Genomic DNA, 25,044 nt, shown 5'->3' with positions numbered 1-25,044 from the left:
ATTCATATGCACTCGATATTGATTTTTCAGATACCTAAGCCGTTAAAAATTGAAATTCTCATTACTGTCGGCTTCTCCTACGCTCATGGCTGGTTAACATGATGTTAATTGTCAGTGAGGCACCACAACCGTGCCCGCCCATGCAAGGAGAGCAAGATGAAACTGACCCCCCTGACCCTGGCTCTGATCCCCGTCCTGATGGCCGGCCAGACCCAGGCCGCCCCGACCACCCTCGGCAAGGGTGAAGGCCAGCTCAACATCGTGGCCTGGGCTGGCTACGTGGAGCGTGGCGAGACCGACAAGAACTACGACTGGGTCACCGGCTTCGAGAAAGAGACCGGCTGCAAGGTCAATGTCAAAACGGCCGCCACCTCGGACGAAATGGTGGCGCTGATGAACGAGGGGGGCTTCGACCTGGTGACCGCCTCCGGCGACGCCAGCCTGCGCCTTATCGCCGGCGGCAAGGTGCAGCCACTCAATCTGGCGCTCATTCCGAGCTACAGCAAAATTGATCCCCGGCTGCAGAATGCCCCCTGGCACACGGTGGACGGCAAACATTACGGTGTGCCCTACCAGTGGGGCGGCAACATTTTGATGTACAACACCAAGGTGTTCCCCAAGGCGCCGGACTCCTGGAACGTGGTGTTCGAAGAGCAAACCCTGGCAGATGGCAAGTCCAACAAGGGGCGGGTGCAGGCGTTTGACGGCCCCATCCACATCGCCGATGCCGCCCTCTATCTGATGACCCACCAGCCGGCGCTCGGCATCAAGGATCCCTACGAGCTGAACGAGGAGCAGTACAAGGCCTCCCTCGACCTGCTGCGCAAGCAACGCCAGCTGGTGGGACGCTACTGGCATGACGCCTTCGTCCAGATCGACGACTTCAAGAACGAAGGGGTGGTGGCCTCCGGCTCCTGGCCGTTCCAGGCCAATACCCTGATCGCCGACAAGCAGCCCGTCGCTACCACAGTGCCCAAGGAAGGCGTCACCGGCTGGGCCGACACCAGCATGGTGCACAGCGAGGCCAAGAACCTCACTTGTGCCTATAAGTGGCTGGAGCACTCCCTCAACAACAAGTTGCAGGGGGATCTCGCCTCCTGGTTCGGCTCCGTGCCCGTGGTGCCGGCCGCCTGCGAGGGCAACGCCCTGCTGGGCCCGGAGGGATGCAAGACCAACGGCATCGACAACTTCGATCGCGTGCACTTCTGGCGCACCCCCGTCTCCCAGTGCAAGAGCCAGGGAACCTGCGTGCCGTATTACCGCTGGGTCTCGGACTATATCGCCATCCTGGGTGGCCGCTGATCCAGGCAATGCTGTAACCACTGGGCCGGACAGGAGTCCGGCCCGCTTCCCACAGACAAGGACGTACCATGACAGCCGTACAATTTGACCGGGTCAGTCGCCACTATGGCGAGGTGGCCGCGGTTGACGACATCTCCTTCCAGATCCCCGCCGGCGAGTTCTTCACCCTGCTGGGGCCGAGCGGTTCCGGCAAGACCACCTGCCTGCGGATGATCGCGGGCTTCGAGTACCCGAGCGAGGGGGAGATCCGGCTGTTCGGTGAACCCTGCTCCACCGTGCCCCCCTACGATCGCAACCTCAATACCGTGTTTCAGGACTACGCCCTGTTCCCCAACATGGATGTGCGCGACAACATAGGCTACGGCCTGATGCTCAAGGGGGTGGCCAAGGCGGAGCGCTATCGCAAGGTGGACGAGATGCTGGAGCTGGTGCGCCTGCCCGGCGTCGGCAACCGCAAGCCCGGCCAGCTCTCCGGCGGCCAGCGCCAGCGCATCGCCATCGCCCGGGCGCTGATCAACCAGCCGCGCATCCTGCTGCTGGACGAGCCGCTGGGTGCGCTCGACCTCAAGCTGCGCGAGCAGATGCAGCTCGAGCTCAAGGCCTTGCAGCGCCAGCTCGGCATCACCTTCATCTTCGTCACCCACGACCAGCAGGAGGCGCTCTCCATGAGCGACCGCATCTGCATCTTCAATCAGGGCAAGATCGAGCAGATCGCCGCGCCGGATACCATCTACGATGCCCCCGCCACCCCCTTCGTCGCCCGCTTCGTCGGCACCGTCAACCTGTTCGAGGGGGAGCAGGCCCGCCGCCTGTGTGGCGATGAGCGCCAGATAATGGTGCGCCCGGAGCGGATCCGCCTCGCCGAGGCCGGTACACCGGGCTGGTCAGGGGAGGTGCGCGAGGTGGAGTACCTCGGCCCATTCGTGCGCTACCGGGTCGATCTCGGCGAACAGCTCGAGCTTATCGTCAACCATCCCAACGAGGGCCAGGCCCGCCTGCCCCGTGGCACCCGGGTCAGCCTCAGCTGGCCGGAGCAGGCGATCCATCGCCTGCACACCGCCCACCAGGGAGCTCAACCATGAGCCACGCTACCGACTCCGTTCGCGTCAGGCCGCTGCGGCGCCTCTCCACCCTGCTCTATGGCCGCTCCGGCCTGCTGCTGGCCATCCTCCTGGGGCCGCCCCTGCTCTGGCTCGGCATCATCTACGTGGGCTCTCTGCTGATGCTGCTCTCCAACGCCTTCTTCGGGCTGGACGAGTTCAGCGGCCAGATCCGCCACGAGCTGGGCCTGCAGAACTTCATCGCCCTGCTGCGGGCGGAGAACCTGGACGTGATCCTGCGCACCGTCGGCATGTCGCTGCTGGTGACCCTGGCCTGCGCCCTGCTCGGCTTTCCGGTGGCCTACTACATGGCGCGCTACACCAGCGGCAAGACCCGGGCCCTGTTCTACGTCGGCATCATGTTGCCGCTCTGGTCCAGCTATCTGGTGCGGGTCTACGCCTGGAAGCTGATCCTGGCCAAGGAGGGGGTCATCAGCTGGCTGGCCGACACTCTGGGACTGGACTGGCTGCTGGACGCCATCCTCTCGCTGCCGGTGATCGGGGGACCGTCGCTGTCGTTCTCGCGCATCGGCACCTTCATCGTGTTCGTCTACGTCTGGTTGCCCTTCATGATCCTGCCCATCCAGGCGGCGGTGGAGCGGATCCCGCGCTCTTTGCTGGAGGCGAGCGGTGATCTCGGCGCCACCCCTACCCAGACCTTTCGCACCCTGATCCTGCCGCTGGCCCTGCCCGGCGTGGTGGCGGGCTCCATCTTCACCTTCTCCCTGACGCTGGGGGACTACATCATCCCCGGCATCATAGGCAACTCCACCATGTACATAGGTCAGGTGGTCTACATGCAGCAGGGCACGGCGGGCAACCTGCCCTTCGCCGCCGCCTTCTCGCTGGTGCCCATCCTCATCATTGCCATCTATCTGGCGATAGCAAAACGTCTGGGGGCCTTCGATGCGCTCTAATCCCTCTACGAACCAGCCCTCCGGCCTGCTCAAGTACGCGGCCATCGGCGGCCTCCTGTTCCTGCACTTCCCGATCCTGTTCATCTTCCTCTACGCCTTCACCAGCGAGAGCAAGAGCTACCAGTTCCCGCCCCCCGGGCTCACCCTCAAGTGGTTCGAGGTGACCCTGAACCGCCCCGACGTGTGGCGCGCCATCCAGCTGTCGCTGGAGGTGGCCGGGCTCGCCACCCTGGTGGCCATGGTGCTCGGCACCCTGGCGGCGGGGGCCATCGCCCGCAGCCGCTTCTTCGGCCAGGAGGTGGTGTCGCTCTTGCTGGTGCTGCCCATCGCCCTGCCCGGCATCGTCACCGGCATCGCGCTGCGCTCCGCCTATGGGGTGATGGAGATCCCCTTCAGCTTCTGGACCATCGTCATCGGTCACGCCACCTTCTGCGTGGTGGTGGTCTACAACAATGCCCTGGCGCGCTTTCGCCGCACCAACCAGAGCCTCATCGAGGCGTCGATGGATCTCGGCGCCGACGGCTTCCAGACCCTGCGCTACGTGATCCTGCCCAACCTCGCCACCGCGCTGCTGGCGGGGGGCATGCTGGCGTTCGCGCTGAGCTTTGACGAGGTGATCGTCACCACCTTCACCGCCGGCCAGCAGACCACGCTGCCGATCTGGATGTATCAGGAGCTGATCCGGCCACGGGACAGGCCGGTCACCAACGTGGTGGCGCTCATCATAGTGGCCTTCACCACCATTCCCATTCTGCTTGCCTACTACCTCACCCGCGACGGCCAGGACGTCGCCGGCAGTGGCAAATAACGACTCAACGCGTGCGCAAGGATGCAACCATGAAACTCTCTACCCAACTCTTGATCGACGGTCAGTTCGTCACCGGTGACGGCCAGGCCGAGCCCATCCTCAACCCGGCCACCGGCGAGCTGCTCGCCTCGGTGCCCGAAGCCTCGTTCGAGCAGGTGAACCGGGCGGTGAACGGTGCCCAGCGCGCCTTCGCCCAGTGGAGCCGCACCACTCCAGCCCAGCGCAGTACCCTGCTGCTGCGCCTGGCCGATGCCATCGAACGCCACGCCGAGGAGTTTGCGGCCCTCGAATCCCTCAACTGCGGCAAGCCCTATCTGGCGGTGCTGAATGACGAACTGCCGGCGGTGGTGGACTGCTTCCGCTTCTTCGCCGGGGCCGCCCGCTGCCTGCAGGGGCCGCTCGCCGGGGAGTATATCGAGGGACACACCAGCATGATCCGCCGCGACCCCATCGGGGTGGTGGGCAGCATTGCCCCCTGGAACTATCCGTTGATGATGGCGGCCTGGAAGATGGCCCCGGTGCTCGCCGCCGGCAATACGGTGGTGCTCAAGCCCTCCGAGCAGACCCCACTCACCGCCCTGCGCCTGGCGGAGCTCGCCAGCGAGCTCTTCCCGCGTGGCGTCATCAACATCGTCTGCGGCCGGGGCGAGAGCGTCGGGGCGCCGCTGGTGGAACACCCGCTGGTGCGTATGGTGTCGCTCACCGGTGACATCGCCACCGGCCAGAAGATCCTGCAGAGCGCCGCCCGCACCATGAAGCGCACCCACCTTGAGCTGGGGGGCAAGGCGCCGGTCATCATCTTCGACGATGCGGATCTGGAAGCCGTGGTGGCTGGCATTCGCACCTTCGGCTTCTACAACGCCGGCCAGGACTGCACCGCCGCCTGCCGCATCTATGCCCAGGGCAAGATCTACGACAAGTTCGTCGCCGCCATGACGGATGCGGTGGCCTCCATCAAGGTCGGTGGTCCGCGCGAGGAGGGGGTGGAGATGGGGCCGCTTATCTCGGACCGGCAGCGCAACCGGGTGGCGAGCTTCGTGGAGCGGGCCCAGAGCAGCGGTCACGTGGAGGTGACGGCGGGGGGCAAGATCCGCCCCGGCAACGGCTTCTTCTTCGAGCCGACCCTGATCGCCCATGCCCGTCAGGAGGATGAAATCGTGCGCCGGGAGGTGTTCGGCCCCGTGGTGTCGGTGACCCGCTTCAGCGACGCCGAGCAGGTGGTGCAGTGGGCCAACGACTCGGACTACGGCCTCGCCAGCTCGGTCTGGACCCGGGATCTGGGCCTTGCCAGCAAGGTGGCCAGCCACCTGCAGTACGGCTGCACCTGGATCAACACCCACTTCATGCTCACCTCCGAGATGCCCCACGGCGGCATGAAGATGTCCGGCTACGGCAAGGATCTCTCCCTCTACGCGCTGGAGGACTACACGGTGCCGCGCCACATCATGGTCAAGCTCTAGGCTCCTGCCTCCCTGAAAACAAGATGGCCCTGAGGGGCCATCTTGTTTTATGTCGTCAAGGCAGTACGCAGATACTGAGCCGCCATTCACCTTGTCCTGGCTCCCATCGGCGTCACGACAATCGCCACAGCCAGTGGTGATCCAGGATCAGCAGACCAAACAGCAACATCAGGTGATAGATGGAGAAGCGGAAGGTGCGCATCGCCTGACCGGGCCGATCCCTGTACTTCAACAGCCAACCATGCCAGCAGAACCCCAGGTTCAACCCCAGGCTGCCGACCAGGTAGATGAGCCCCGACATGCCAATCAGGTAGGGTAGCAGGCAGACCAGGGTCAGGATCAGCAGATAGAGCAGGATGGCCGTCTTGGTGAATCCGATGCCATGGGTGACCGGCAGCATGGGAATATCGGCGCCGGCATAGTCATCACGCCGGTGGATGGCCAGGGACCAGAAGTGGGGAGGCGTCCAGGTAAAGATGATCATCACCAGCAGCCAGGGCTCGGCCGAGAGCTGCCCAGTGATGCTGGTCCAGCCCAGCAGCGGTGGCATGGCCCCCGCCAGCCCGCCGATGACGATGTTCTGCGGGGTCGCCCGCTTCAGCAGCAGGGTATAGACGACTGCATAACCGAGGAGGCTGGCCAGGGTCAGCCAGGCGGTCAGAGGATTCACCCCCCAATAGAGCAGCACAAACCCCAGCAGGGCCAGCGAGGCGGCGAAGGTCATCGCCTGTCCCGACCCTATCCTCCCCCTGGCCACCGGGCGCCAGCGCGTCCTGCGCATCCGGGCATCGATGCCGTGGTCAAGGGAGTGATTCATGGCCGCCGCCCCGGCGGCGAGCAGCCCTATCCCCCCCAACCCCAGCACCATCTCGTCCAGAGAGGCCTGCGTCGGCTCGGCCAGCAGCATGCCCACCCAGGCCGTCAGCAGCAGCAACGCCACCACCTTGGGCTTGGTCAACTGGTAATAGTCCCGCCACAGCCGGGGAGCGACACGTTGTGCCAGCGGTTTGCCATTCATATCCGGCTCCTGGCCACCACGGGCGACAGCACGGGAGGACCATGGGGGCGAGATAGGCGCCCACGGGCCAGGACACAGCACACCAGCAGATGGGCCGCCACTAGGTTGTGCGCGAGGGCATTGGCAAGCGGCAAGGCCAGATAAACGTTCGCCAGCCCCAACGCAATCTGCACTAGCAGCAGGACCAGCAAGAGCCCGCCGAGCCACTGCAGAGAAGCCCTCTGGCGGATCAGGGCGAGGGCAAAACCACCCACCAGCAGGGCGGTAGCCAGGGCGCCCAGACGATGGGCGATGTGAATGGTCTGACGCGCCTCCTTGCTCAACACTCCGAATTCATAGCTGGTGTGCCCCAGCGGCAGGTGGAAAGCCTCTTCCCAACGCAGCTGATCCTGCCAATCCCCCTGACAGAATGGCAACTCGACGCAAGCCATGGCGGCGTAGTTCGCCGACGTCCAGCCTCCCAGTGCAATCTGCAGCAACAACACGCCACAGGCGGCGCTCCCCAGCCAGGGCAATCCCTGGCCATGATGGCTGCGGGGGGGCGCCGACGGGCGCGCCAGTGCGAGGCGATAGAGCCACAGCAGAGTCAGTATGGTGAACCCACCCAGCAGATGGGTGGTGACGACCAGGGGATGCAGTGCCAGGGTCACCGTCCACATGCCCAGCGTCGCCTGCCCCACCACCAGCGCCAGCAAGGTGCCCGACAGCAGACGCAGACGACCGCCTGCGCGCCAGCTCAGCGCGAACAGGGCCGCAATCAGGCACCCCAGCACACCGGCCAAGTAGCGGTGCACCATCTCGCTGCGCGCCTTGTGAGGCACCAGCGGGCTGTCAGGGTAACGCTGGGCCGCCTGCTCGACGTGATCGGCGTGGGGGATGGCCAGGGAGCCGTAACAACCTGGCCAGTCTGGACAGGCCAGCCCGGCATCCGTCAAGCGGGTGTAGGCACCGAGCATGATCACCAGCACCGCCAGCACTATGGCCATCGATGCCAACATCTTCTGGATCTTCATAGGCTACCTCGCCGACGCCAGGTTCCGGGTTGTGCAACGGACAGGGCCATGTCGCCCGCCCCCATCGTGATCTCCGCCTTCATTGCACACCTCGCTGATACTTGAGCAGCTGCTGCAGATCCGACAGCACAGACTTGCCAAACAGCGGCCATTGCGCCGTGCTGGCAGGGACCTCGTAACGCAGTATGGCCAGCCCCTGCGAGTCCACCAGCAGCATGTCGCCCACCCTCACCTCGCCATCCGTACCACTTCGAGGGGGCAGTTGTACCAGCTCCAGCTTGTCCAGATTGCGACCCAGTGCGGTCTGGATCCGCGCCATCAACTCCGGCACCTGGCGGCACAGCCCCTCGCACTCTCGGGCCGCCAGATAGACCAGCCGCCATTTGCTCTGGTGGGACGGGAGGGGGGGCAGCAGATAGATCTCCTGATTCATCCAGACCCCCTTGCTACGGGTGCCCGCTTCATACCAGCCCTGCTTCAGGGTCAGGGCCGCCAGTAGCACCGGCAGCAGGATCACCAGACTAAAGAGCACGGGAACGCGCCATCTACGCCATGGATTCATGGTGACATCCTCCTCGTCAGCACCAGACCGCCCACCAGCACCACAAGCGCCAATCCGAGCCATTGCACCGCATAAGCCCGGTGCTTCTCTGGGGGCATGACATTCGGCTGGTAGTGATAGAAGAAGGGAGTCCGCTGCTGGTAGAACACGGCGTCTGCGAGAGGCGCTCCCATGACCTCGCCCAGGGCCTCCGACCTGATGGACTGCAACCGGTTTGGATAGGGGCCGGACTCGATATTCTGTCCCAGCAGGAGGCCGCCGGGGGCTGTACGCAACACGCCATCGAGCGCCAGGGTGGCCGGGATAACGGGCCTTGGCAGCTGAGCACGGCTCGCGGGGGCGGGCACCCAGCCCAGGTTCACCAGCAATAAAATGGAGGCGTTGGGGGCTCGCACCGGAATGAGCACGTCATAGCCGATCCCCCCCCCGGCAGCCTGGTTGTCCAGCAACCAGATATAGGGAGATACCCACTCGACTTCACCCTGCAATGCCAGACCGTCCAGTGACGCCGGGTCGCTCCAGTCGAGCTGGGCCAGCGTTTGTGGCGGTGCCTGTTGTGCCACCGCCATCCGCTCCAGCAAAGACGCCTTCTCCACCCCGCGCTGCCACTGCCAGAGCGCCAGCTTGCACAAACCGGCGGTCACAACCAGAGTAAACAAGAGTACGAGCCAGCGTCTGTGGTGCCAGGGGCGTTGTTTGTTCCACGTTGCCAAGTCACGCATATCACGGAGGATCCCAACATGTTGATCAAGGTGGTGCTGGTACTCATGCTGCTGCTCATCATCGGACAGCTGTTTCACGCCCTCTGGCTGATGATGAGCGCAGGTCACACGCAAAAGATGTCGGCCCCTCTGGGGCGCCGCGTCTTCCTCTCTCTGTTGGTGATCGTCCTTCTGCTGCTCGCCGTCATGATGGGCTGGCTGGAGCCCAATCAGCGCCCCTACTGAGGGCGACCTCAGAGCAGATAGACGAAGACGAACAGACAGAGCCAGACCACGTCGACGAAGTGCCAGTACCAGGCCGCGGCCTGGAAGGCGAAATGGCGCTGCGGAGTGAAATGGTCCCTCAGCATGATGCGCAGCCAGATGATGGTCAGGAACAGGGTGCCCAGCATGACGTGCAGACCGTGGAACCCGGTCAGAATGAAGAAGGTATTGCCATAGATGCCGGAATCGAGCCGCAGTCCCAGCTCCCGGTACGCATGAAGGTATTCATAGCCCTGCAACCACAGGAATGTCAGCCCCAATACCACTGTCATCAGCAGCATCCCCTTGAGACGGGTCCGTCTCCCCGCTTCCAGCCCCGTATGCGCAAACAGCAGGGTGATGGAGGAGCCGAGCAGGATCACAGTGTTGACAAGGGGGATGCCATGCCAGGGCATGGCCTGGGTGGTGGTGCCTCCCGGGGTCTTGAGCAGGGGCCAATGGGCAGTGAAATCCGGCCAGAGCAACTGGCCTGTCATCACCTTGCTACCTGCTCCGTCCAACCAGGGCATGGCGAGCTGACGGGCATAGAACAGCACGCCGAAGAAGGCCAGAAAGAACATCACCTCGGAGAAGATGAACCAGACCATGCCCTGCCTGAAGGATCTGTCCATCTGGGCGCTGTAGAGCCCGGTCATGGACTCGTGGATGATATGGCGGAACCAGCCGAACAGCATGAACGCCAGCAAGGCCACCCCGGCCATCATCAGATAGCGACCGATACCGGCCTGGCCACTCGCGCTCTCATTGACCAGATGTCCCGCCCCCAGAGCCAGGAGAAACAGGGCGATGGCACCTATGATGGGCCAACGGCTCTGCTCAGGTACGTAATAATTCTGGTTCACCTTGGCCATGGCTATTTCCTCTGGGCGAGTGCCGGGGTCGGCTTGGGCTGGGTTATGTCATAGAGCGAGTAGGAGAGCGTGATGGTGTTGATGTCGTCAGGCAGGGCCGGATCGATATAGAACTTGAGCGGCATCAGCTTGCTCTCTCCTGCCTGCAACTCCTGGCGGTTGAAGCAGAAGCACTCCACCTTCTTCAGGTAGGCTGCCGCGGGGCCGGGGGAGACGGACGGCACCGCCTGGCCCACCATAGTGCGCTCGGTGGGGTTGAATACCCGGTAATTGACCTGCTTCACGTCCCCCGGTCGCACCGACAGTCGCACCGTTTCGCCGCTGAACTCCCAGGGCATCCGGCTATCCGCATGGGCAAGAAATTCGACCTGTATGCTCCGCGTACTGTCGGGCACCGCCCGTTCCATCGTGGCTGGCTGAGCGTCGGTCTTGCCATTGAGACCCGTCATCCGGCAGAAGACGTCATAGAGTGGGACCAGAGCAAAGGCAAAGCCAAACATGGCAAGCAAGACCAGGACCAGCTTTCTGAGCAGAGGGCCGTGATTAACCTGTGCCATGGTGCCTCCTTACTTCTCTTCCGGCCGGATGTCGGGCGGTGTCTTGAAACTGTGGTAAGGCGGTGGTGAGGAGAGCGTCCACTCCAGCCCCTGCGCCCCCTCCCATACCTGATCACTCACCTGCCTGCCCCCCCGGATGCACTTGATCACTCCCCAGACAAACAGAAGTTGTGACAACCCGAAGGCAAAGCCGCCGAGACTGATCAGCATGTTGAAATCGGCAAATTGCAGGGCGTAATCCGGAATACGGCGAGGCATGCCCGCCAGGCCGACGAAGTGCATGGGGAAGAACAGCACATTGACCGAGACGAGCGAGCACCAGAAGTGCCACTGGCCGAGCCGCTCGTCATACATGTGCCCCGTCCATTTTGGCAGCCAGTAATACGCGGCGGCCAGGATCGAGAAGACAGCACCTGTGACCAGCACGTAATGGAAATGGGCCACCACGAAGTAGGTGTCGTGATACTGGAAGTCCGCCGGCGTCATGGCCAGCATCAGCCCCGAGAAGCCGCCTATGGTGAACAGGGTGATGAAGGCGATGGCGAACAGCATGGGGGTCTCGAACGTCAGGGAACCGCGCCACATGGTGGCAACCCAGTTAAACACCTTCACACCAGTCGGCACCGCGATCAGCATGGTGGTGTACATGAAAAACAGCTCGGCCACGACAGGCAATCCTGTTGTGAACATGTGGTGTGCCCAGACCATGAAGGAGAGCAAGGCGATGCTGCTGGTGGCATAGACCATGGAGCGATAACCGAACAGCTGCTTGCGGGAGAAGGTCGGGATGATGCTGGAGACGATACCGAAGGCCGGCAAGATCATGATGTAGACTTCCGGGTGCCCGAAGAACCAGAAAATATGCTGGAACATGACGGGATCCCCGCCTCCAGCCGCATCGAAAAAGCTGGTGCCAAAGTATTTGTCCGTCAGCACCATGGTCACCGCCGCCGCCAGCACCGGCATGACGGCGATGAGCAGGAAGGCCGTGATGAGCCAGGTCCAGACAAAGAGCGGCATCTGCATCCAGCCCATGCCGGGGGCCCGCAAGTTGAAGATGGTGACGATGACGTTGATGGCCCCCATGATGGAGGAAATCCCCATGATGTGGATGGCAAACACAAACAACGCTGTGCTGTTGCCGCTGTACTTGGTCGAAAGAGGCGCGTAGAAGGTCCAGCCCGAGCTGGGCCCCCCCCCCTCCATGAACAGGCTCGACAGCAGGATCAGAAACGCAAACGGCAGTATCCAGAAACTCCAGTTGTTCATCCGGGGCAATGCCATGTCGGGGGCACCGATCATCATGGGGATCAGCCAGTTGGCCAGGCCGGTGAAGGCGGGCATGACGGCACCAAAGACCATGATGAGGCCGTGCACCGTGGTCATCTGGTTGAAGAAGAGGGGCTCAACCAGCTGCAAGCCCGGGTGGAACAGCTCGGCCCGAATGACCATGGCCATGGCGCCGCCGGTAAAGAACATGGCCAGGGCGAAGAGCAGATAGAGAGTACCGATGTCTTTATGGTTGGTCGTGTACAGCCAGCGCTTCAGACCCGATGCCGGTTGGTGGCCGTGCTCGCTATGCAGGGTATCCGTGATTCCATCGCTCATGCCGACGCCTCACTTGTCCTTGATGGGTTCGACTGGGTTCAGAAGGGACTGCACCTCGGCAGCCTGAATGAGATCGCCGGTCTTGTTGTCCCAGGCATTGCGCTCATAGGTGATGACGGCGGCGAGCTCCTGCGCCGTCAATTGCTTGCCGAAGGGTTGCATCGCCGTGCCGCTCTTGCCGTGGAGGACGATGTCCAGATGCTGGGCCCGATTCTCCGCCAGCGTGGTCACCTTGCTGCCCTTGAGCGCCGGGAAGATGCCGGGCAGTCCGGTTCCGGCGGGTTGGTGGCAGGCCGCACAATGACCCAGATAGATCTTCTCTCCCAGCTCCATGGCCTGTGGCAGCGTCATGCTCTCAGCGACCTGTGCCTGTTGCTGTTCCTTGGCTGCCGCCTGATCTGCCGCCACCTTCGCAATCCAGTCATCGAACTCCCCGGCAGGCTTGGCCACCACCACGATGGGCATGAAGCCGTGATCCTTGCCGCACAGCTCGGCGCACTGACCTCTATAGGTGCCGGCCTTGTCGATCCGGGTCCAGGCTTCATTGATGAATCCGGGGTTGGCGTCTTTCTTCACGGCGAAGGCAGGCACCCACCAGGAGTGGATGACGTCGTCCGAGGTCATCAGGAACCTGATCTTCTTGCCTACTGGCAATACCAGAGGCTGATCTACCTCTAGCAAATAGTTGTCACTTTTGGACTCGCCGCCCGAGATCTGTTTCTTGCTGGTCGCCAGCAGGGAGTAGAACTCCACCGGATGCTCAAGATATTTGTAATGCCACTTCCATTGCGATCCCGTGACGAGCACGGTCAGGTCGGCCTTGGAGGTGTCTTCCATCTTCAGCAAGGTGGAGGTCGCCGGGGCCGCCATCGCGATCAGGATCAGCACGGGGATCGCCGTCCAGAGCAGCTCGACGCGGGTACTCTCGTGGAATTGAGCGGCTTTGGCACCGCGAGACTTTCGATGACACACGATGGACCAGAGCATGATGCCAAAAACGAGCAGGCCGATGGCGCAACAGATGTAGAAGATCGTCATGTGCAGGTCATAGACCTGTTTGCTGATGGCGGTCACCCCGCGCGTCATGTTGAAGGTGATGTCGTTGGCGAAGGCGCTGCTGCTGACAAACCACATCATCCAGGCGCCATGGTTAACTGCATTTTTTCCCACATTGCACTCCCTGTGCACGTTAGAAAAGATGGACGGCATTAACTACCAATAAGGCTAACCATTTGAAATAAATAAATTTATTAAACTGCCATTTACATTCAAGTATTAGTCCATATTCGGAAAAAACCAAAATGCCGGCACGCGAGGCAGTACTCATCCGAGCAGTATGGACAGGCAGTCCGAACGAGATGGCCTGCCGGCTGAGCCATCCTTTGCATTCACATCAGTCCGGCACAGCTCTCACCCCCAAGACAGGTAGCCAGGCGAGAGACCCGATATGAACAAGGGGCCATCAGGCCCCTCGTTCATGTCTCGGCGATGCGCCATGTCCTGTACCGCCAAGGCTGTCAGCCCCCGGGTACCCTCGGTGTCAGCAACCTGGCTAGCAGGGCGCGCAGGGCCTTGATCAGGGCAGGCTTGCCAGCCACGCCCTGTGCTGCCGCGAGTTCGGCCCAGGGCGCATATTGCCAGATGGTGGCGATCAACAGCCGGCGCTCGTCGGGGCTCAGGTCATCCAGCAACGCCATCTTGCTGCCCAGCCAGCGTTGCAGCGTGGCCTGGCACAGCTCGAACGGTTTGTGGTGATGGGCGAAGCAGTCGAGCTCCTGATGCTCGAAGGCATCCAGCTCGGGCGCCCCGACAACCTGCTCCCCTCTCAGGCACAGCCAGACCAGCTCGGCATCTAGCTGCCTGAGCTCTCCCGCGAGCAGGGTCGGCAGCTGGCTCACGAAGCGCTGGCGCCATTGCGCCAGCTCCGCATGGCGTTCAGCTTGCAGCGGCTTCAACAGCAAGGCCGCATGACTGCCGCTCGCTGCGTCCCGCTGCAGACCGATGCGCAGCACCCTCAGCCCCCCCTTGAGCCAGAATGGCAGCAGATCGGGGCTGGCGGAGAAGGCGGATCCCAGATAGTCGACCCCCAATGTGCGATAGTGCGTCTCCAGCCTGTCCAGCAGCAAGGAACCCAGCCCCAGGCGATGCAGACCGGGGTGAATGGCGATGCGCATCACCCTGGCATAGGTGCGCTCCCCTGCCGTGATGAACCCGGCGTGGGCCAGCAGCGACTGGGGCAGCAGATGGCCGCGAGGACGCCGCCGTCCTGCCCAGATGTCCTGGGCCAATGCAGGGGATATATTGCCCTCTCGCGCCACCAGCGCCACACCGATCAGCGCGTCACCCTGCTCCAGCAGGTGGATGTCGAGATCCGGCCCCTCCAGCAAGTACCTGAGATCGCTGGGGCTGGTCTGGTAGTGGGCCAGCACGAGCAGGCCGAATACCCGGTTGAGCAAGGCCTCGTCGCCAGCCAGCACAGCCTGCTCCAGCCGTCGCCAGCTGGCGGTCGTCGGTGGTTGCGGTGCCACTGTGTCGGCGTGGAGGCCGAGCAGCCGGAAGGTCAGGGGCTCCAGCGGATCGTGCCGGCTCCAGCGAATGGGCTCCGCCAGGTGCAGCTCCTGCCAGTCCGGGGTTTCCCGATCCAGCACCTGCTTGAAGCGCAGGTGAAAGCCACGCCCCGTTCCCTCATAACCGTGTTCCGTGGTGGCGAAGACGATGCGGCTGTGGCGGGCCAGCATGGCCTCCAGAAGCGGTGTCGGTATGGCGGCCGCCTCGTCCACCAGCAGCAGATCCGCCTGCACCTCTCCCCTGGCCACCCGGTCCGGCGAGACATAGCTCAACCCCGCCAGCCTCTCTGGCATGTTGCCCAGCGCCGCTTCGGCATGGGCGAAGAGGGTGGCGACGGTCGCCTGCGAGGGGGCCGTCACCGCTATCCTCAAGGCGGGATCCCGGCTCAGCAGCTCGGCGCTGGCCAGCCCCAGCAAGGCGCTCTTGCCGCGTCCGCGATCGGCACTCAACACCAGGGGGCGCCGGCGATGGCCGTAAAGCACCTTGTGGATAGCGGGCAACCCGAGGGCCTGATCCGCGCTCAATGGCCGGCTCACATCCAGGGGATGCCAGGGCTCGCCCTTGTATAGGGGATCCAAGGTAAGTGCAGGATCCCCCGCCAGCAGCCGCACCAGGCGGGCGATGAACCCGTGCCCTGCCCGAGCGGCGTCCTCGGGCTGGGCAACCAGCCTCAACCTGTCCGGATCCGGATACGCCGGCCACGCCTCTCTGGGCGGCGTCAGCAGCAGCAACAGCCCCCCCGCCCGCAGCGTGCCCGACAAGGCACCGAATGCATCGGGGTGAAAGCCGCTGAAAGCGTTGAAGATCAGGGTGTCGCACTCCTGGCCGAGCCGCTGCAGTGCCTTGGCGGCGGGCAAGGGCCCGTGACGTTCTGGCCCATTGCCCAACCAGAACACCGCCTCTCCCAACAGGAGTTCGGCACGGGCGATGCAGTCCGCCTCCTCTCCTTCCAGCCAGACCAGTCGCCGTTCACCGGCGCGAGCAAGGGATTGGCGCAAGGTGGCCAGCGCGACAGGACTCATGGTGCCGAGTTGTGTTCCGGTTTGATCCTGGGTTCAAACATGCGATCCCCCATCTGATCGATGAAGGTGTGGGCCTTCTGCACCATGAAGCGCTCGGCATCGGCGGGGTTCACGAAGAGATCGGAGCGAATGAAGCGATGGGTCTGCACGACCCCGTCCACCTCTCTGGTGATGCGACCCGCCAGCCGGAACTGCCCCCCCTCTGCCATGGGCTCGGGATAGATGAGATAACCGGCATATTCGGTCGGCGTGACCTCGGCGTGCTGGGCAGGTTGTCCCTTGAACAAGGCATTGAGTAGTTTCTTGAGCATGTTCGCCTCCTCTCTGATGGTGGCATTCTCCCCAAGGGGAGAATAGGTAGCAAGCACGGGATCTTATTACGATTCGTTCTTTGCATTACGAACCATTCTCATTTAGATTTCTCTCATTCCAGCATGAGGTCCATATTATGTACGTGTGTTTGTGCCGCGGCATCACAGATAACCAGATCCGCAAGGCGGTACAGGCAGGCAAGACCGAGTTCCGGCAACTGAAGCAATCGCTGGAAGTCGGGGCCCAATGTGGCAAGTGCGTACGCATGACGATGGAGATCATCGCCGCAGAGCTGGACAAGATGGAGTCGGAGCAGGCGCCACTCTACTACGAAGTGGCCTGATACCTCGCCTGTAGACCCCTCGTCACCCCAAGCGAATGCTCCTCGTGTCAGGAGTGCCGATTCGCCATCCCCTGATTGTCATCTTTCTGGACTAAGCTCTAGTGATCCTTGCCCTAGGCTCGAACACGAGGAGTAATGTCGATGAAAGGAGATCCCAAAATCATTGCCCACCTCAACAAGGTGCTGGCCAATGAACTGGTAGCCATCAACCAATACTTCCTGCATGCCCGCATCTACGATGACTGGGGCCTCAAGGGGCTCGGGCACAAGGAGTATCATGAGTCTATCGATGAGATGAAACATGCCGACGAGCTGGTCAAGCGGGTGCTGTTTCTGGAAGGACTGCCCAACTTGCAGGATCTGGGCAAGCTGCGCATCGGTGAGACGGTGGAGGAGATGCTGCGCTGTGACCTGTCACTGGAGATGGACGCCATCCCTGACCTGAAGGTAGCCATCACCTACGCAGAGTCGGTGCAGGACTACGTCAGCCGCGACCTGTTCCAGGATATCCTGGAGGATGAAGAAGAACACGTGGACTGGCTGGAAACCCAGCTCGACCTTATTGAGCGCATCGGTCTGGAAAATTACCAGCAATCCCAGCTCCACTCGGAATCATCCTGACTCCCCGACGAGAAACGACCCGCCCAGGCGGGTTTTTTTCTGCACCGCACCTCATGCACACCGCACATAGCCCTTGTCGTGAGCCCTCGCAGATCGAGACCATATTCCCGTATCCCGTGACCCGCCTCCTTCCCTCTGCCGAGACGCACCTTGCGCCACATTGAACCGTCACCGCGATCACAGTTACGATGCATGGCGCAGCGACGCGGGTCGCTTTCGATTAGGATACCGCCCCAATCCCATCACTTTGCTACGGATGAACTCCATGGAACTGATTGCACGCGAGATGGCGCCCCACAAGCGGGTCGCCCTGGTGGCTCACGACAACATGAAGGCCCCGCTGTTGAACTGGGTGCTGCGCCGCAAGGAGGAGCTCAAGCTCCACCATCTCTATGCGACCGGCACCACGGGCACCCTGCTCGGCAAGAAGGCGCAGCTGCCCATCACCTGTCTCTTCTCCGGCCCCATGGGGGGGGATCAGCAGCTCGGCGCCCTCATCGCCGAAGGGAAGATAGACGTGATGATCTTCTTCTGGGATCCCCTCAATCCCGCCGCTCACGATCCTGACGTCAAGGCGCTGCTGCGCCTCGCCGCAGTCTGGAACATCCCGGTCGCCACCAACGAGGCGACGGCGGATTTCATCATGGACAGCCCGCACATGCAGCAGGCCTTCAGCGTGCAGGTGCCCGACTACGCCGGCTATCTCAAGGCCAGAACCGAGTAACCCACGCCAGACAGCAAAGAGCCGGAACAAGTGTCCGGCTCTTTTCAGTTATGGGGATGGGGAAAGGTCAGCGCTGAAGGCTCTTCTGCGCGAACTTGGGTCTGGCGTTCATGATCTGCTCCACCTGCTCGTCGCTCATCTTGCCGCGCGACAACCCCAGCACCTTGTAGGTGAGCAGGGGGCGGGCCGGCAGGGCGATCATCAGGGCGCGGATCTGGTTCTCGTCCTCTTTTTCCCGCACCGGCTTGCCATAGGCATAGGTCAGCACGCCGGCATCCATCAGGTTTTTGACGGCAGGTTCGGTGATCGGCAGGTTTATGACGCTTTTACGCTGCAGCACGAACTCGCGCAGCACCGCCTTTTCGTTGAAATCGAGGAAGCCGATCATCTGGGCCAGCTGGTCCTTCTGGCGGCGGGACTGCCACTCGTCACAGGCCCACTCCCAGGCGATCAGGAAGCCCTGGCTGCAGAAGTAGGAGATGGCGATCAGCATGCCGACCCCGAGCCAGGCGGCGTGGGCCGTGGCCCACTGGCTCACGGCCCCCTTCATCAGGCCGGCCGGGAACAGCAGAATGATGCTGCAGCAGAGCAGCAGCCAGACCATCAGCCAGTTGAGGCGGTTCAGCTGATAAAAATGTTGGATCCACCGTTTCATCGTTCACCCTTCCCAAGTCAATGTGGACAGTAGCCAACTCATAGCAATCCCTGTGCCAGAGCGCAGACCCCGGGGGAAAGATCAGGATCCAGGTAGGCCGGCGTTACATCCCCTTACAACTTGGTCCCCGCGATATCCCGGTTTTGCCTTGTGGGGCAGCCGCCGGCTTGGTACAACGCCCCCACTGTCATAGGGGAGTAGCAACCCGCCCGCGATCCGGGCAGGGCTCATGTCAACACGCTTGGATCCACAGGTCCATGGCATGGGCGGCGATGGCATCCATCGCTCTGCAAGACCTTTGGCCTCGACATGTACGCCAGCCAGGCGAGCCATGTCGGGTCCATCGGTTATCCTGCTCGCCTGGCGGCTACTCATATGCTGATCACCCTGCTGTTATTTCTGCTCTCTGCCATCACCATCTACCGGGCCTGCGAATACTTCGTCAACGGCATCGAATGGGTTGGCCATCACTTCCGGCTCTCCCAGAGCGCCATCGGCTCCCTGCTGGCGGCCCTCGGCACGGCCCTGCCGGAATGCATCGTCACCCTGACCGCCTTGCTGATGGGGCAGGCCCCCGCCCAGCAGCAGATCGGGATAGGGGCGGCTCTCGGCGGCCCCCTGGTGCTGGCCACCCTGGGCTATGGCACCGTCGGCCTGCTCCTGCTGCTGTGCATGAGCCCGGCCCACAGGATCATGGACAGGGAGGTGCTGCGCGACACCGCCCGGGACCAGGCCTGGTTTATCGGCATCTTCCTGCTGGCGGTGCTGCTCGGCACCCTGACCTTCACCGGCAAAGCCTGGCTGGCCTCTCTGTTCGTCCTGGTGTACCTCGCCTACGTGAGGCGCGAGCTGAGGCAGACCGACCGCCACGAGGCCCCGCTGCCCGAACCGCTCAGGCTGGATCCGCACGCCGGGATCCCGACGCTCGGCAAGGTACAGCTGCAGACCCTGACGGCCTTGATGGCGATGGCGCTGGCGGCCCAGCTGTTCGTCCATCAGCTGGCGAGCCTGGGGGAGCTGGCCGGCCTCTCCCCCGTGCTGGCGGCCCTGCTGCTGAGCCCGGTGGCCACCGAGATGCCGGAGCTGATGAACGTGTTGCTCTGGGTACGACAGGGCAAGTACCGGCTGGCGCTGGCCAATGTCTCCGGTGCCATGATGATCCAGGGCACCATCCCCAAGGCATTCTGCCTGCTGTTCACCCCCTGGTTGCTGGACGACGTCATGATGGCCTCGTCCCTGGTGACGCTGCTGGCGGTGGTGATCCTGTGGTGGGGCTTTCGGCGGGAATGGATGACGGCGGGCAGGCTCGCCCTGGCGGGACTCTTCTATCTGGGCTTCTGCGGCTGGCTGATCGCAAGCTGACGAGCGCCATGAACAAGGGCGGGTATCTCCCGCCCCCTTCATGGCCGGCACCCCGCGTCAGCCAACGCGGGACGGGCTGCTTAGAACTGCTGGAACCAGCGCTGGATCTGGGCCGGACCCTTGCTCTGAGTCAGGGCGAGCATCAGCAGGATGCGCGCCTTCTGCGGGTTCAGGGTCTCGGCCGCCACGAAGCCGTACTTGGCGTCGTCGATCTCCGCATCCAGGGTGGTGGCGCCGGTCGGCACGCGGGCGGAGCGCACCACGCGAATGCCATCCTTGCTCGCCTGGGCCAGGGTGTCGAACAGGGTGTGGTAGAGGTTGCCGTTACCCACCCCGGCGCTGACGATGCCGTCAAACTTGGCATCCACCAGGGCCTTGGCCGGCAGATCCGAGGCGTTGGCGTAGCTGTAGACGATGCCGACCCGGGGCAGCTTGTCGAGCTTGCTCACGTCAAACGGCGTCTGGCTGGTGTGCAGCCGGGCCGGGCTGCGCTGATAGTCGATCTTGCCATTGTGGATATAGCCGAGCGGGCCGAAGTTGGGAGCGGCGAAGGTCTGCACGCCGGTGGTGTTGGTCTTGGTGACGTCGCGGGCATCCAGCACGGTATCGTTCATCGCCACCATGACGCCACGCCCCTTGGAGGCGGGATCGGAGGCGGTGACCACGGCGTTGTAGAGGTTCATGGGGCCATCGGCGCTCATGGCGGTGGAGGGGCGCATGGCGCCGACCAGCACCACCGGCTTGTCGCTCTTCACGGTAAGGTTCAGGAAGTAGGCGGTCTCTTCCATGGTGTCGGTGCCGTGGGTGATGACGATGCCGTCCACGTCATCCTTGGCCAGCAGCTCGTTGACCCGCTTGGCGAGCTTGAGCCACACCTCGTCGTTCATGTCCTGGGAGCCGATCTTGACCACCTGTTCCCCCTGCACCTCGGCCACGTTCTTCATCTCGGGGACGGCCGCGATCAACGTCTCGATGGCCACCTTGCCGGCCTCGTAGTTGGACTGGGTAGCGGACTGCCCGGCGCCGGCGATGGTGCCGCCGGTGGCCAGTATGTGCACGCTCGGCAGCGCCATGGCCATGGGGGAGAGTGTCAGTCCGAGTACGGCGGCAAGCAGGGTCTTGCGGAGAGGGAGGGTCATGCTGCAATCCTTCTTATGGGTTTGATTGCAGCATTTTTATTCTTTTTAAACGGAATTTAATTGATCATTCTCACCAATAAAAAGAAGCAAACAGAATATTGGTCTGTTTTTTACCACTTAGGTGATAACTCACTCCGCGGTGAACCCCCTGGCTTCGATCAGGGCGATCAGCTCTTCCTTGCTCAGCTCGCTCTCGATGACGGCCTTGCTGCTGGCGAAGTCGACGCTGGCTTCGCTGACGGCTGGCTGGGCCAGCAACGCTTTTTGCAGGCTGGCGGCGCAGCCACCACAGGACATGCCGGAAACGGTCAGTTGAATGGTCATGGGATACCTCCTCTGTTGATGTGCAATCAGCCTAAAGCTGCCGCCCGCGGCAAGGTCAAGCCCCTTTGCTGGGCAAAGATCCCGGCATGGTCATGATGATGCTGACGTCCATCACCTCACCCCATCAGCCCCAGATAGTTCATCAGGGCAGCCCCCAGGCTGGTGGTGACGAGCGAGCCCAGGGTGGTGGTGGCGATGATGTTGGCCGCGAGGGCACTGTCACCGCCCATGGCGCGGGTCATCACATAGCTGGCGGCGGCGGTGGGGGTGGAGCTGATGAGGAACAGGATGCCGAGGGCCTGCGGGCTGAACCCGAGTGCCCAGGCGCCCAGTACCAGCAACACGGGGATGCAGCACAGCCGGTTGACCGTGGCCCAGCCGGTCAGCATGGCGCCGCCGCGCAGGGCCTTGAGGTTGAGGCTGGCGCCGGTGCACAGCAGGGCCAGCGGCAGGGTCATGTTGGCGAAGTAGTTGCCCGTGGTGATCACCAGCTGGGGCAGCTCGATACCGAGCAGACCGAAGGGCAGCGCCGCCAGGATGGCAATGATGAGGGGGTTTTTGACGATCCCCTTGAGTATGGGTTTGAGCCCCTTTCCGCCCCCCAGGCTACGGGTCAGGGTGATCACCGCGAGGATGTTGTAGAGCACGGTGACCGAGCCCACCAGCAGGGCGGCGGCCCCGATCCCCTCGGGGCCGTAGGCGTTCTGCACATAGGCCAGCCCCATGATCCCCATGTTGCCGCGAAAGCTGCCCTGCACGAAGATGCCCCGCAGTTTCTGCTCACGGATGAAGCGGGCTGCCAGTATCTCCAGCACCAGAAAACCGGCCAGGGTGCCGAGCAGGCCGTAAACGATGAGCCAGGGGCTCGGCATGGTGGAGAAGTCGGTGCGCACCATGCTGAGGAACAGCAGGGCTGGCAGGGTAACCTGGAACACCAGGCGGGAAGCGGACTCCACGAAGCTGTCAGGCAGCAGCCCCAGCCGCTTGAGCCAGATGCCGAGCAGCAGCACCAGACAGATGGGGCCCGTGATGGAGAGGGAGAAGTGCAGACTTGCCAACAGATCCATGATGCGCGTCCTGTGCAACGACGACGAAGAAAGTCGCCAGGGAAAAGGGCATTCTAACGCCATGGGCTTGTATTCACAGGACTTAATAACAACAATGTCGGCATCCCGGTTGTCACCCTCCCCCTGTCACGGATCCCTCATGGAAAAGAAACTGACCATCCTCGATATCGCTCGCCTCAGCGGGGTCGGCAAGTCGACCGTCTCCCGGGTGCTCAATCAGGATCCCAAGGTCAATGCCCAGACGAGGGCCAGGGTCGAGGCGGTGATCGCCGAGCACGGCTTCGTGCCAAGCAAATCGGCCAGGGCCATGCGCAGCCAGAGCCAGCAGGTGGTCGGCATCGTCGTGTCGCGTCTGGACTCCAGCTCCGAGAACCAGGCGGTGCGAGGCATGCTGGAAACCCTCTACCAGCGTGGCTACGACGCAGTGCTGATGGAGAGCAAATTTTCCCCTGCCAAGGTGAGCGAGCACCTGGCCGTGCTGGAGCGGCGCGGGGTGGACGGCATCATCCTGTTCGCCTTCAACGATCTGGACTATGCCGCCATGGCGCCGCTCAAGGAGAAGCTGGTGCTGATGGCACGCGAGCGGCCCGGCTTCTCGTCGGTCTGCTTCGACGATGACGGGGCGGTGCGGGCCGTGCTCGAGCACCTCGGGCGCCGCGGCCTCGTGGACGTCGCCTACCTCGGGGTCGAGCGCAGCGACCTCACCACAGGGTTGCGCCGTCACCAGGCCTACCTCGACTACTGCCATGAGCAGGGTCGCACGCCCCGCAGCGCCCTCGGGGATCTCGGCCTGCAGAGCGGCTACCGGCTGGCGGCCGAGCTGCTCACCCCCACCACCCAGGCCATGGTCTGCGCCAGCGATACCCTGGCCATCGGCGCCGCCAAGTACCTGCAAGAGCAGGGGCGTACCGACATCCTGGTCAGTGGCCTCGGCAGTAACCCCATGCTCCCCTTCCTATTCGCCAACACCCTCAGCCTGGATTTCGGCTACAAGGACGCCGGTATCCTGGCAGCCAGACAGCTGCTCGATCAGATTGAAGAGGGGCAGCCCCCCAGAGCCACCATCGCCCCCTGCCAGCCCCTGTAGTCTATCTTTTCCTCCATTCCCGGCATTTTGCGCTTTTTGTGACCAGCGCCACGAATTGGGAACGTTCCCATTGTCGCGGCGAGCCACTGGCCTCATGCTGATTGGGAACGATACCAATAAGCGGGCGGTCATTGGCCAGCCGGCAAAGAAACGACCATTATTCATGGAGTCACAGAGGGAAGGCTCATGTCAAAAGTCAACACACAACATCTGGCGCAGTTGATCGAGCGGATCGGCGGCAAGGAGAACATCACCACCGTCAGCCACTGCCTGACCCGGCTCAGGTTCGTACTGGCCGATCCGGCCAAGGCCGACCCCAAGGCCATCGAGACCATACCGTCGGTGAAGGGCAGCTTCACCCAGGGTGGCCAGTTCCAGGTGGTCATCGGCAACGAGGTGGATCAGTGGTACAAGGCACTGACCCAGGAGATCGGGGTCAGCGGCGCCAGCAAGGATGCCGCCAAACAGGCGGCCCGCCAGAACATGAATCCGCTGGAGCGCGGCATCTCCCACTTGGCGGAGATCTTCGTGCCCCTGCTGCCCGCCATCATCACCGGCGGTCTGATCCTGGGCTTTCGCAACGTCATCGGCGACATCAAGATGTTCGACGACGGGACCCACACTCTGGTGGAGATCAGCCAGTTCTGGGCCCAGGTCCACGCCTTCCTCTGGCTGCTGGGGGAAGCCATCTTCCACTTCCTGCCGGTGGGCGTCTGCTGGTCTGCGGTGAGAAAGATGGGCGGATCCGAGATCCTCGGCATAGTGCTGGGCATCACCCTGGTTTCGCCCCAGCTGATGAACGCCTACGGCATCGGCCAGCAGACTCCCGAGGTGTGGGACTTCGGCCTCTTCGTCATCCAGAAGGTGGGTTATCAGGCCCAGGTCATTCCGGCCCTGCTGGCGGGTGTCTTCCTCGCCTGGGTGGAAACCAACCTCAAACGCATCATCCCGGCCTATCTCTACCTGGTGATCGTGCCCTTCGTCTCCCTGCTGCTGGCGGTGATCGTGGCGCACGCCTTCATCGGCCCGTTCGGCCGCTGGATCGGTGACGGCGTCGGCTTCGCCGCCAAGGCCGCCATGACAGGCTCCTTCGCCCCCATCGGTGCGGCCCTGTTCGGCTTCCTCTACGCACCGCTGGTCATCACCGGCATCCACCACACCACCAATGCGGTGGACCTGCAGCTGATGCAGAGCATGGGCGGCACCCCCATCTGGCCGCTGATCGCCCTCTCCAACATCGCCCAGGCGTCTGCGGTCGTGGGGATCATCCTCATCAGCCGCAAGGAAAACGAGCGGGAGATCTCGGTGCCCGCCGCCATCTCCGCCTACCTCGGGGTAACCGAGCCGGCCATGTACGGCATCAACCTCAAGTACAAGTTCCCCATGCTGTGTGCCATGGTGGGCTCGAGCCTGGCGGCCCTCATCTGCGGGTTTGCAGGTGTAATGGCCAACGGCATCGGGGTGGGCGGCCTGCCCGGCATCCTCTCCATCCAGCCGCAGTACTGGGGCATCTACGCCATCGCCATGCTGGTGGCCATCGTGGTGCCAGTCCTGCTGACCCTGCTTGTCTACAAGCGCCAACAGGCAGCCGGCAAGCTGGATCTGGCCACGGCCTGATCCACACAACATCGGCGGAGC

26 protein-coding genes and 1 riboswitch are annotated in these 25,044 nt (G+C 63.0%); of the genes, 12 read left to right on the top strand and 14 right to left on the bottom strand.

Annotated elements, in window-relative coordinates; genetic code table 11:
- Positions 1-156: 156 nt before the first annotated feature.
- The 5 genes from I6L45_RS09095 to I6L45_RS09075 all read left to right on the top strand — a co-directional run bounded on the left by I6L45_RS09095 (position 157) and on the right by I6L45_RS09075 (position 5,587).
- On the top strand, positions 157-1,302 hold the full coding sequence (locus tag I6L45_RS09095) for an ABC transporter substrate-binding protein (RefSeq protein ID WP_216984018.1): 1,146 nt from the start codon (positions 157-159) through the stop codon (positions 1,300-1,302).
- A gap of 68 nt (positions 1,303-1,370) precedes the next feature.
- Positions 1,371-2,384, top strand: a complete 1,014-nt coding sequence (locus tag I6L45_RS09090) for an ABC transporter ATP-binding protein (RefSeq protein ID WP_216984017.1) — start codon at positions 1,371-1,373, stop codon at positions 2,382-2,384.
- Positions 2,381-3,319 (top strand): ABC transporter permease, encoded by a 939-nt coding sequence (locus I6L45_RS09085; RefSeq protein WP_216984016.1) that lies wholly within the window; start codon positions 2,381-2,383, stop codon positions 3,317-3,319. Before I6L45_RS09090 ends, I6L45_RS09085 begins: the two co-directional genes overlap by 4 nt.
- Complete coding sequence (locus I6L45_RS09080; protein WP_017779087.1) at positions 3,309-4,127, top strand: ABC transporter permease; 819 nt, start codon at positions 3,309-3,311, stop codon at positions 4,125-4,127. The genes I6L45_RS09085 and I6L45_RS09080 overlap by 11 nt, the downstream gene beginning before the upstream one ends.
- A 29-nt stretch (positions 4,128-4,156) precedes the next feature.
- Positions 4,157-5,587 carry a gamma-aminobutyraldehyde dehydrogenase gene (locus I6L45_RS09075; RefSeq protein ID WP_005305495.1) on the top strand — a complete coding sequence of 477 codons (1,431 nt, stop codon included), beginning with the start codon at positions 4,157-4,159 and terminating at the stop codon, positions 5,585-5,587.
- 112 nt (positions 5,588-5,699) lie between these two features.
- Here the strand turns inward: I6L45_RS09075 and cyoE are convergent, their stop codons facing one another.
- From cyoE to I6L45_RS09055, 4 genes are all read right to left on the bottom strand, one after another.
- Complete coding sequence (gene cyoE / locus I6L45_RS09070; RefSeq protein ID WP_216984015.1) at positions 5,700-6,605, bottom strand: heme o synthase; 906 nt, start codon at positions 6,603-6,605, stop codon at positions 5,700-5,702.
- On the bottom strand, positions 6,602-7,603 hold the full coding sequence (locus tag I6L45_RS09065; protein ID WP_254204384.1) for a heme A synthase: 1,002 nt from the start codon (positions 7,601-7,603) through the stop codon (positions 6,602-6,604). Before I6L45_RS09065 ends, cyoE begins: the two co-directional genes overlap by 4 nt.
- A gap of 94 nt (positions 7,604-7,697) precedes the next feature.
- Positions 7,698-8,180 carry a hypothetical protein gene (locus I6L45_RS09060; RefSeq protein ID WP_216984013.1) on the bottom strand — a complete coding sequence of 161 codons (483 nt, stop codon included), beginning with the start codon at positions 8,178-8,180 and terminating at the stop codon, positions 7,698-7,700.
- The gene (locus I6L45_RS09055) at positions 8,177-8,839 is read right to left on the bottom strand and encodes an SURF1 family protein (protein ID WP_216984012.1); all 663 of its coding nucleotides are present in this window, start codon (positions 8,837-8,839) and stop codon (positions 8,177-8,179) included. Before I6L45_RS09055 ends, I6L45_RS09060 begins: the two co-directional genes overlap by 4 nt.
- Positions 8,840-8,920: 81 nt before the next feature.
- On the opposite strand from I6L45_RS09055, the gene I6L45_RS09050 reads away from it, so the two are divergent.
- The gene (locus tag I6L45_RS09050; RefSeq protein ID WP_216984011.1) at positions 8,921-9,127 is read left to right on the top strand and encodes a DUF2909 family protein; all 207 of its coding nucleotides are present in this window, start codon (positions 8,921-8,923) and stop codon (positions 9,125-9,127) included.
- Positions 9,128-9,135: 8 nt separating this feature from the next.
- On the opposite strand, the gene I6L45_RS09045 is transcribed toward I6L45_RS09050, so the two are convergent.
- The 6 genes from I6L45_RS09045 to I6L45_RS09020 form a co-directional block, all read right to left on the bottom strand.
- Positions 9,136-10,017 carry a cytochrome c oxidase subunit 3 gene (locus I6L45_RS09045; RefSeq protein ID WP_216984010.1) on the bottom strand — a complete coding sequence of 294 codons (882 nt, stop codon included), beginning with the start codon at positions 10,015-10,017 and terminating at the stop codon, positions 9,136-9,138.
- A gap of 2 nt (positions 10,018-10,019) precedes the next feature.
- Positions 10,020-10,574, bottom strand: coding sequence for a cytochrome c oxidase assembly protein (locus I6L45_RS09040; protein WP_216984009.1), 555 nt, complete (start codon positions 10,572-10,574; stop codon positions 10,020-10,022).
- A gap of 9 nt (positions 10,575-10,583) precedes the next feature.
- Positions 10,584-12,182, bottom strand: coding sequence for a cytochrome c oxidase subunit I (gene ctaD / locus I6L45_RS09035; protein ID WP_216984008.1), 1,599 nt, complete (start codon positions 12,180-12,182; stop codon positions 10,584-10,586).
- A gap of 9 nt (positions 12,183-12,191) precedes the next feature.
- Positions 12,192-13,319, bottom strand: coding sequence for a cytochrome c oxidase subunit II (gene coxB / locus I6L45_RS09030; protein WP_216984007.1), 1,128 nt, complete (start codon positions 13,317-13,319; stop codon positions 12,192-12,194).
- A gap of 380 nt (positions 13,320-13,699) precedes the next feature.
- Positions 13,700-15,772 carry a tRNA(Met) cytidine acetyltransferase TmcA gene (locus I6L45_RS09025; RefSeq protein WP_216984006.1) on the bottom strand — a complete coding sequence of 691 codons (2,073 nt, stop codon included), beginning with the start codon at positions 15,770-15,772 and terminating at the stop codon, positions 13,700-13,702.
- Positions 15,769-16,083, bottom strand: coding sequence for an HlyU family transcriptional regulator (locus tag I6L45_RS09020; RefSeq protein WP_216984005.1), 315 nt, complete (start codon positions 16,081-16,083; stop codon positions 15,769-15,771). The genes I6L45_RS09025 and I6L45_RS09020 overlap by 4 nt, the downstream gene beginning before the upstream one ends.
- Positions 16,084-16,220: 137 nt before the next feature.
- Here I6L45_RS09020 and I6L45_RS09015 point away from each other — a divergent pair, with 137 nt between their 5' ends.
- From I6L45_RS09015 to I6L45_RS09005, 3 genes are all read left to right on the top strand, one after another.
- A complete protein-coding gene (locus I6L45_RS09015) occupies positions 16,221-16,427 on the top strand; it encodes a bacterioferritin-associated ferredoxin (RefSeq protein ID WP_043762913.1) in 207 nt (68 codons plus the stop codon).
- A gap of 141 nt (positions 16,428-16,568) precedes the next feature.
- Positions 16,569-17,048: a bacterioferritin gene (gene bfr, locus I6L45_RS09010; RefSeq protein WP_134694807.1), complete on the top strand. Its 480-nt coding sequence runs from the start codon at positions 16,569-16,571 to the stop codon at positions 17,046-17,048.
- 265 nt (positions 17,049-17,313) lie between these two features.
- The gene (locus tag I6L45_RS09005; RefSeq protein WP_041211864.1) at positions 17,314-17,772 is read left to right on the top strand and encodes a methylglyoxal synthase; all 459 of its coding nucleotides are present in this window, start codon (positions 17,314-17,316) and stop codon (positions 17,770-17,772) included.
- 67 nt (positions 17,773-17,839) lie between these two features.
- Here the strand turns inward: I6L45_RS09005 and I6L45_RS09000 are convergent, their stop codons facing one another.
- On the bottom strand, positions 17,840-18,427 hold the full coding sequence (locus I6L45_RS09000; RefSeq protein WP_043762908.1) for a superinfection exclusion B family protein: 588 nt from the start codon (positions 18,425-18,427) through the stop codon (positions 17,840-17,842).
- 180 nt (positions 18,428-18,607) lie between these two features.
- Positions 18,608-18,714, top strand: a riboswitch (yybP-ykoY riboswitch).
- A gap of 88 nt (positions 18,715-18,802) precedes the next feature.
- Here I6L45_RS09000 and I6L45_RS08995 point away from each other — a divergent pair.
- Positions 18,803-19,789 (top strand): sodium:calcium antiporter, encoded by a 987-nt coding sequence (locus tag I6L45_RS08995; RefSeq protein ID WP_254204383.1) that lies wholly within the window; start codon positions 18,803-18,805, stop codon positions 19,787-19,789.
- Positions 19,790-19,869: 80 nt separating this feature from the next.
- On the opposite strand, the gene ansB is transcribed toward I6L45_RS08995, so the two are convergent.
- From ansB to I6L45_RS08980, 3 genes are all read right to left on the bottom strand, one after another.
- Positions 19,870-20,928 (bottom strand): L-asparaginase 2, encoded by a 1,059-nt coding sequence (gene ansB / locus I6L45_RS08990; protein ID WP_216984003.1) that lies wholly within the window; start codon positions 20,926-20,928, stop codon positions 19,870-19,872.
- 129 nt (positions 20,929-21,057) lie between these two features.
- The gene (locus tag I6L45_RS08985) at positions 21,058-21,252 is read right to left on the bottom strand and encodes a heavy-metal-associated domain-containing protein (RefSeq protein ID WP_043762903.1); all 195 of its coding nucleotides are present in this window, start codon (positions 21,250-21,252) and stop codon (positions 21,058-21,060) included.
- 116 nt (positions 21,253-21,368) lie between these two features.
- Positions 21,369-22,319: an AEC family transporter gene (locus I6L45_RS08980; RefSeq protein WP_043762901.1), complete on the bottom strand. Its 951-nt coding sequence runs from the start codon at positions 22,317-22,319 to the stop codon at positions 21,369-21,371.
- A gap of 139 nt (positions 22,320-22,458) precedes the next feature.
- Here I6L45_RS08980 and treR point away from each other — a divergent pair, with 139 nt between their 5' ends.
- A complete protein-coding gene (gene treR / locus I6L45_RS08975; protein ID WP_216984002.1) occupies positions 22,459-23,406 on the top strand; it encodes a trehalose operon repressor TreR in 948 nt (315 codons plus the stop codon).
- Between the two features lie 186 nt (positions 23,407-23,592).
- Positions 23,593-25,023, top strand: coding sequence for a PTS trehalose transporter subunit IIBC (gene treB / locus I6L45_RS08970; RefSeq protein WP_043762897.1), 1,431 nt, complete (start codon positions 23,593-23,595; stop codon positions 25,021-25,023).
- Positions 25,024-25,044 lie beyond the last annotated feature (21 nt).

It is taken from the genome of Aeromonas sp. FDAARGOS 1415, from assembly GCF_019048365.1.
Taxonomy (GTDB): Bacteria; Pseudomonadota; Gammaproteobacteria; order Enterobacterales; family Aeromonadaceae; genus Aeromonas; species Aeromonas taiwanensis.
Note: the sequence above shows the minus strand (reverse complement) of the source record. Positions and strands in the feature narration are given on the sequence as shown.

Bases quoted from the DNA above. Each gene is read 5' to 3' on its own strand.
- ansB (WP_216984003.1), bottom strand. From the start codon at position 20,928: ATGACCCTCCCTCTCCGCAAGACCCTGCTTGCCGCCGTACTCGGACTG.
- cyoE (WP_216984015.1), bottom strand. From the start codon at position 6,605: ATGAATGGCAAACCGCTGGCACAACGTGTCGCTCCCCGGCTGTGGCGG.
- I6L45_RS09045 (WP_216984010.1), bottom strand. From the start codon at position 10,017: ATGGCCAAGGTGAACCAGAATTATTACGTACCTGAGCAGAGCCGTTGG.
- I6L45_RS09095 (WP_216984018.1), top strand. From the start codon at position 157: ATGAAACTGACCCCCCTGACCCTGGCTCTGATCCCCGTCCTGATGGCC.
- I6L45_RS09040 (WP_216984009.1), bottom strand. From the start codon at position 10,574: ATGGCACAGGTTAATCACGGCCCTCTGCTCAGAAAGCTGGTCCTGGTC.
- I6L45_RS09085 (WP_216984016.1), top strand. From the start codon at position 2,381: ATGAGCCACGCTACCGACTCCGTTCGCGTCAGGCCGCTGCGGCGCCTC.
- treB (WP_043762897.1), top strand. From the start codon at position 23,593: ATGTCAAAAGTCAACACACAACATCTGGCGCAGTTGATCGAGCGGATC.
- ctaD (WP_216984008.1), bottom strand. From the start codon at position 12,182: ATGAGCGATGGAATCACGGATACCCTGCATAGCGAGCACGGCCACCAA.
- I6L45_RS09025 (WP_216984006.1), bottom strand. From the start codon at position 15,772: ATGAGTCCTGTCGCGCTGGCCACCTTGCGCCAATCCCTTGCTCGCGCC.
- I6L45_RS09090 (WP_216984017.1), top strand. From the start codon at position 1,371: ATGACAGCCGTACAATTTGACCGGGTCAGTCGCCACTATGGCGAGGTG.
- I6L45_RS09050 (WP_216984011.1), top strand. From the start codon at position 8,921: ATGTTGATCAAGGTGGTGCTGGTACTCATGCTGCTGCTCATCATCGGA.
- coxB (WP_216984007.1), bottom strand. From the start codon at position 13,319: ATGATGTGGTTTGTCAGCAGCAGCGCCTTCGCCAACGACATCACCTTC.
- treR (WP_216984002.1), top strand. From the start codon at position 22,459: ATGGAAAAGAAACTGACCATCCTCGATATCGCTCGCCTCAGCGGGGTC.
- I6L45_RS09020 (WP_216984005.1), bottom strand. From the start codon at position 16,083: ATGCTCAAGAAACTACTCAATGCCTTGTTCAAGGGACAACCTGCCCAG.
- I6L45_RS08995 (WP_254204383.1), top strand. From the start codon at position 18,803: ATGCTGATCACCCTGCTGTTATTTCTGCTCTCTGCCATCACCATCTAC.
- bfr (WP_134694807.1), top strand. From the start codon at position 16,569: ATGAAAGGAGATCCCAAAATCATTGCCCACCTCAACAAGGTGCTGGCC.
- I6L45_RS09065 (WP_254204384.1), bottom strand. From the start codon at position 7,603: ATGTTGGCATCGATGGCCATAGTGCTGGCGGTGCTGGTGATCATGCTC.
- I6L45_RS09075 (WP_005305495.1), top strand. From the start codon at position 4,157: ATGAAACTCTCTACCCAACTCTTGATCGACGGTCAGTTCGTCACCGGT.
- I6L45_RS08980 (WP_043762901.1), bottom strand. From the start codon at position 22,319: ATGGATCTGTTGGCAAGTCTGCACTTCTCCCTCTCCATCACGGGCCCC.
- I6L45_RS09080 (WP_017779087.1), top strand. From the start codon at position 3,309: ATGCGCTCTAATCCCTCTACGAACCAGCCCTCCGGCCTGCTCAAGTAC.
- I6L45_RS09060 (WP_216984013.1), bottom strand. From the start codon at position 8,180: ATGAATCCATGGCGTAGATGGCGCGTTCCCGTGCTCTTTAGTCTGGTG.
- I6L45_RS09015 (WP_043762913.1), top strand. From the start codon at position 16,221: ATGTACGTGTGTTTGTGCCGCGGCATCACAGATAACCAGATCCGCAAG.
- I6L45_RS08985 (WP_043762903.1), bottom strand. From the start codon at position 21,252: ATGACCATTCAACTGACCGTTTCCGGCATGTCCTGTGGTGGCTGCGCC.
- I6L45_RS09005 (WP_041211864.1), top strand. From the start codon at position 17,314: ATGGAACTGATTGCACGCGAGATGGCGCCCCACAAGCGGGTCGCCCTG.
- I6L45_RS09000 (WP_043762908.1), bottom strand. From the start codon at position 18,427: ATGAAACGGTGGATCCAACATTTTTATCAGCTGAACCGCCTCAACTGG.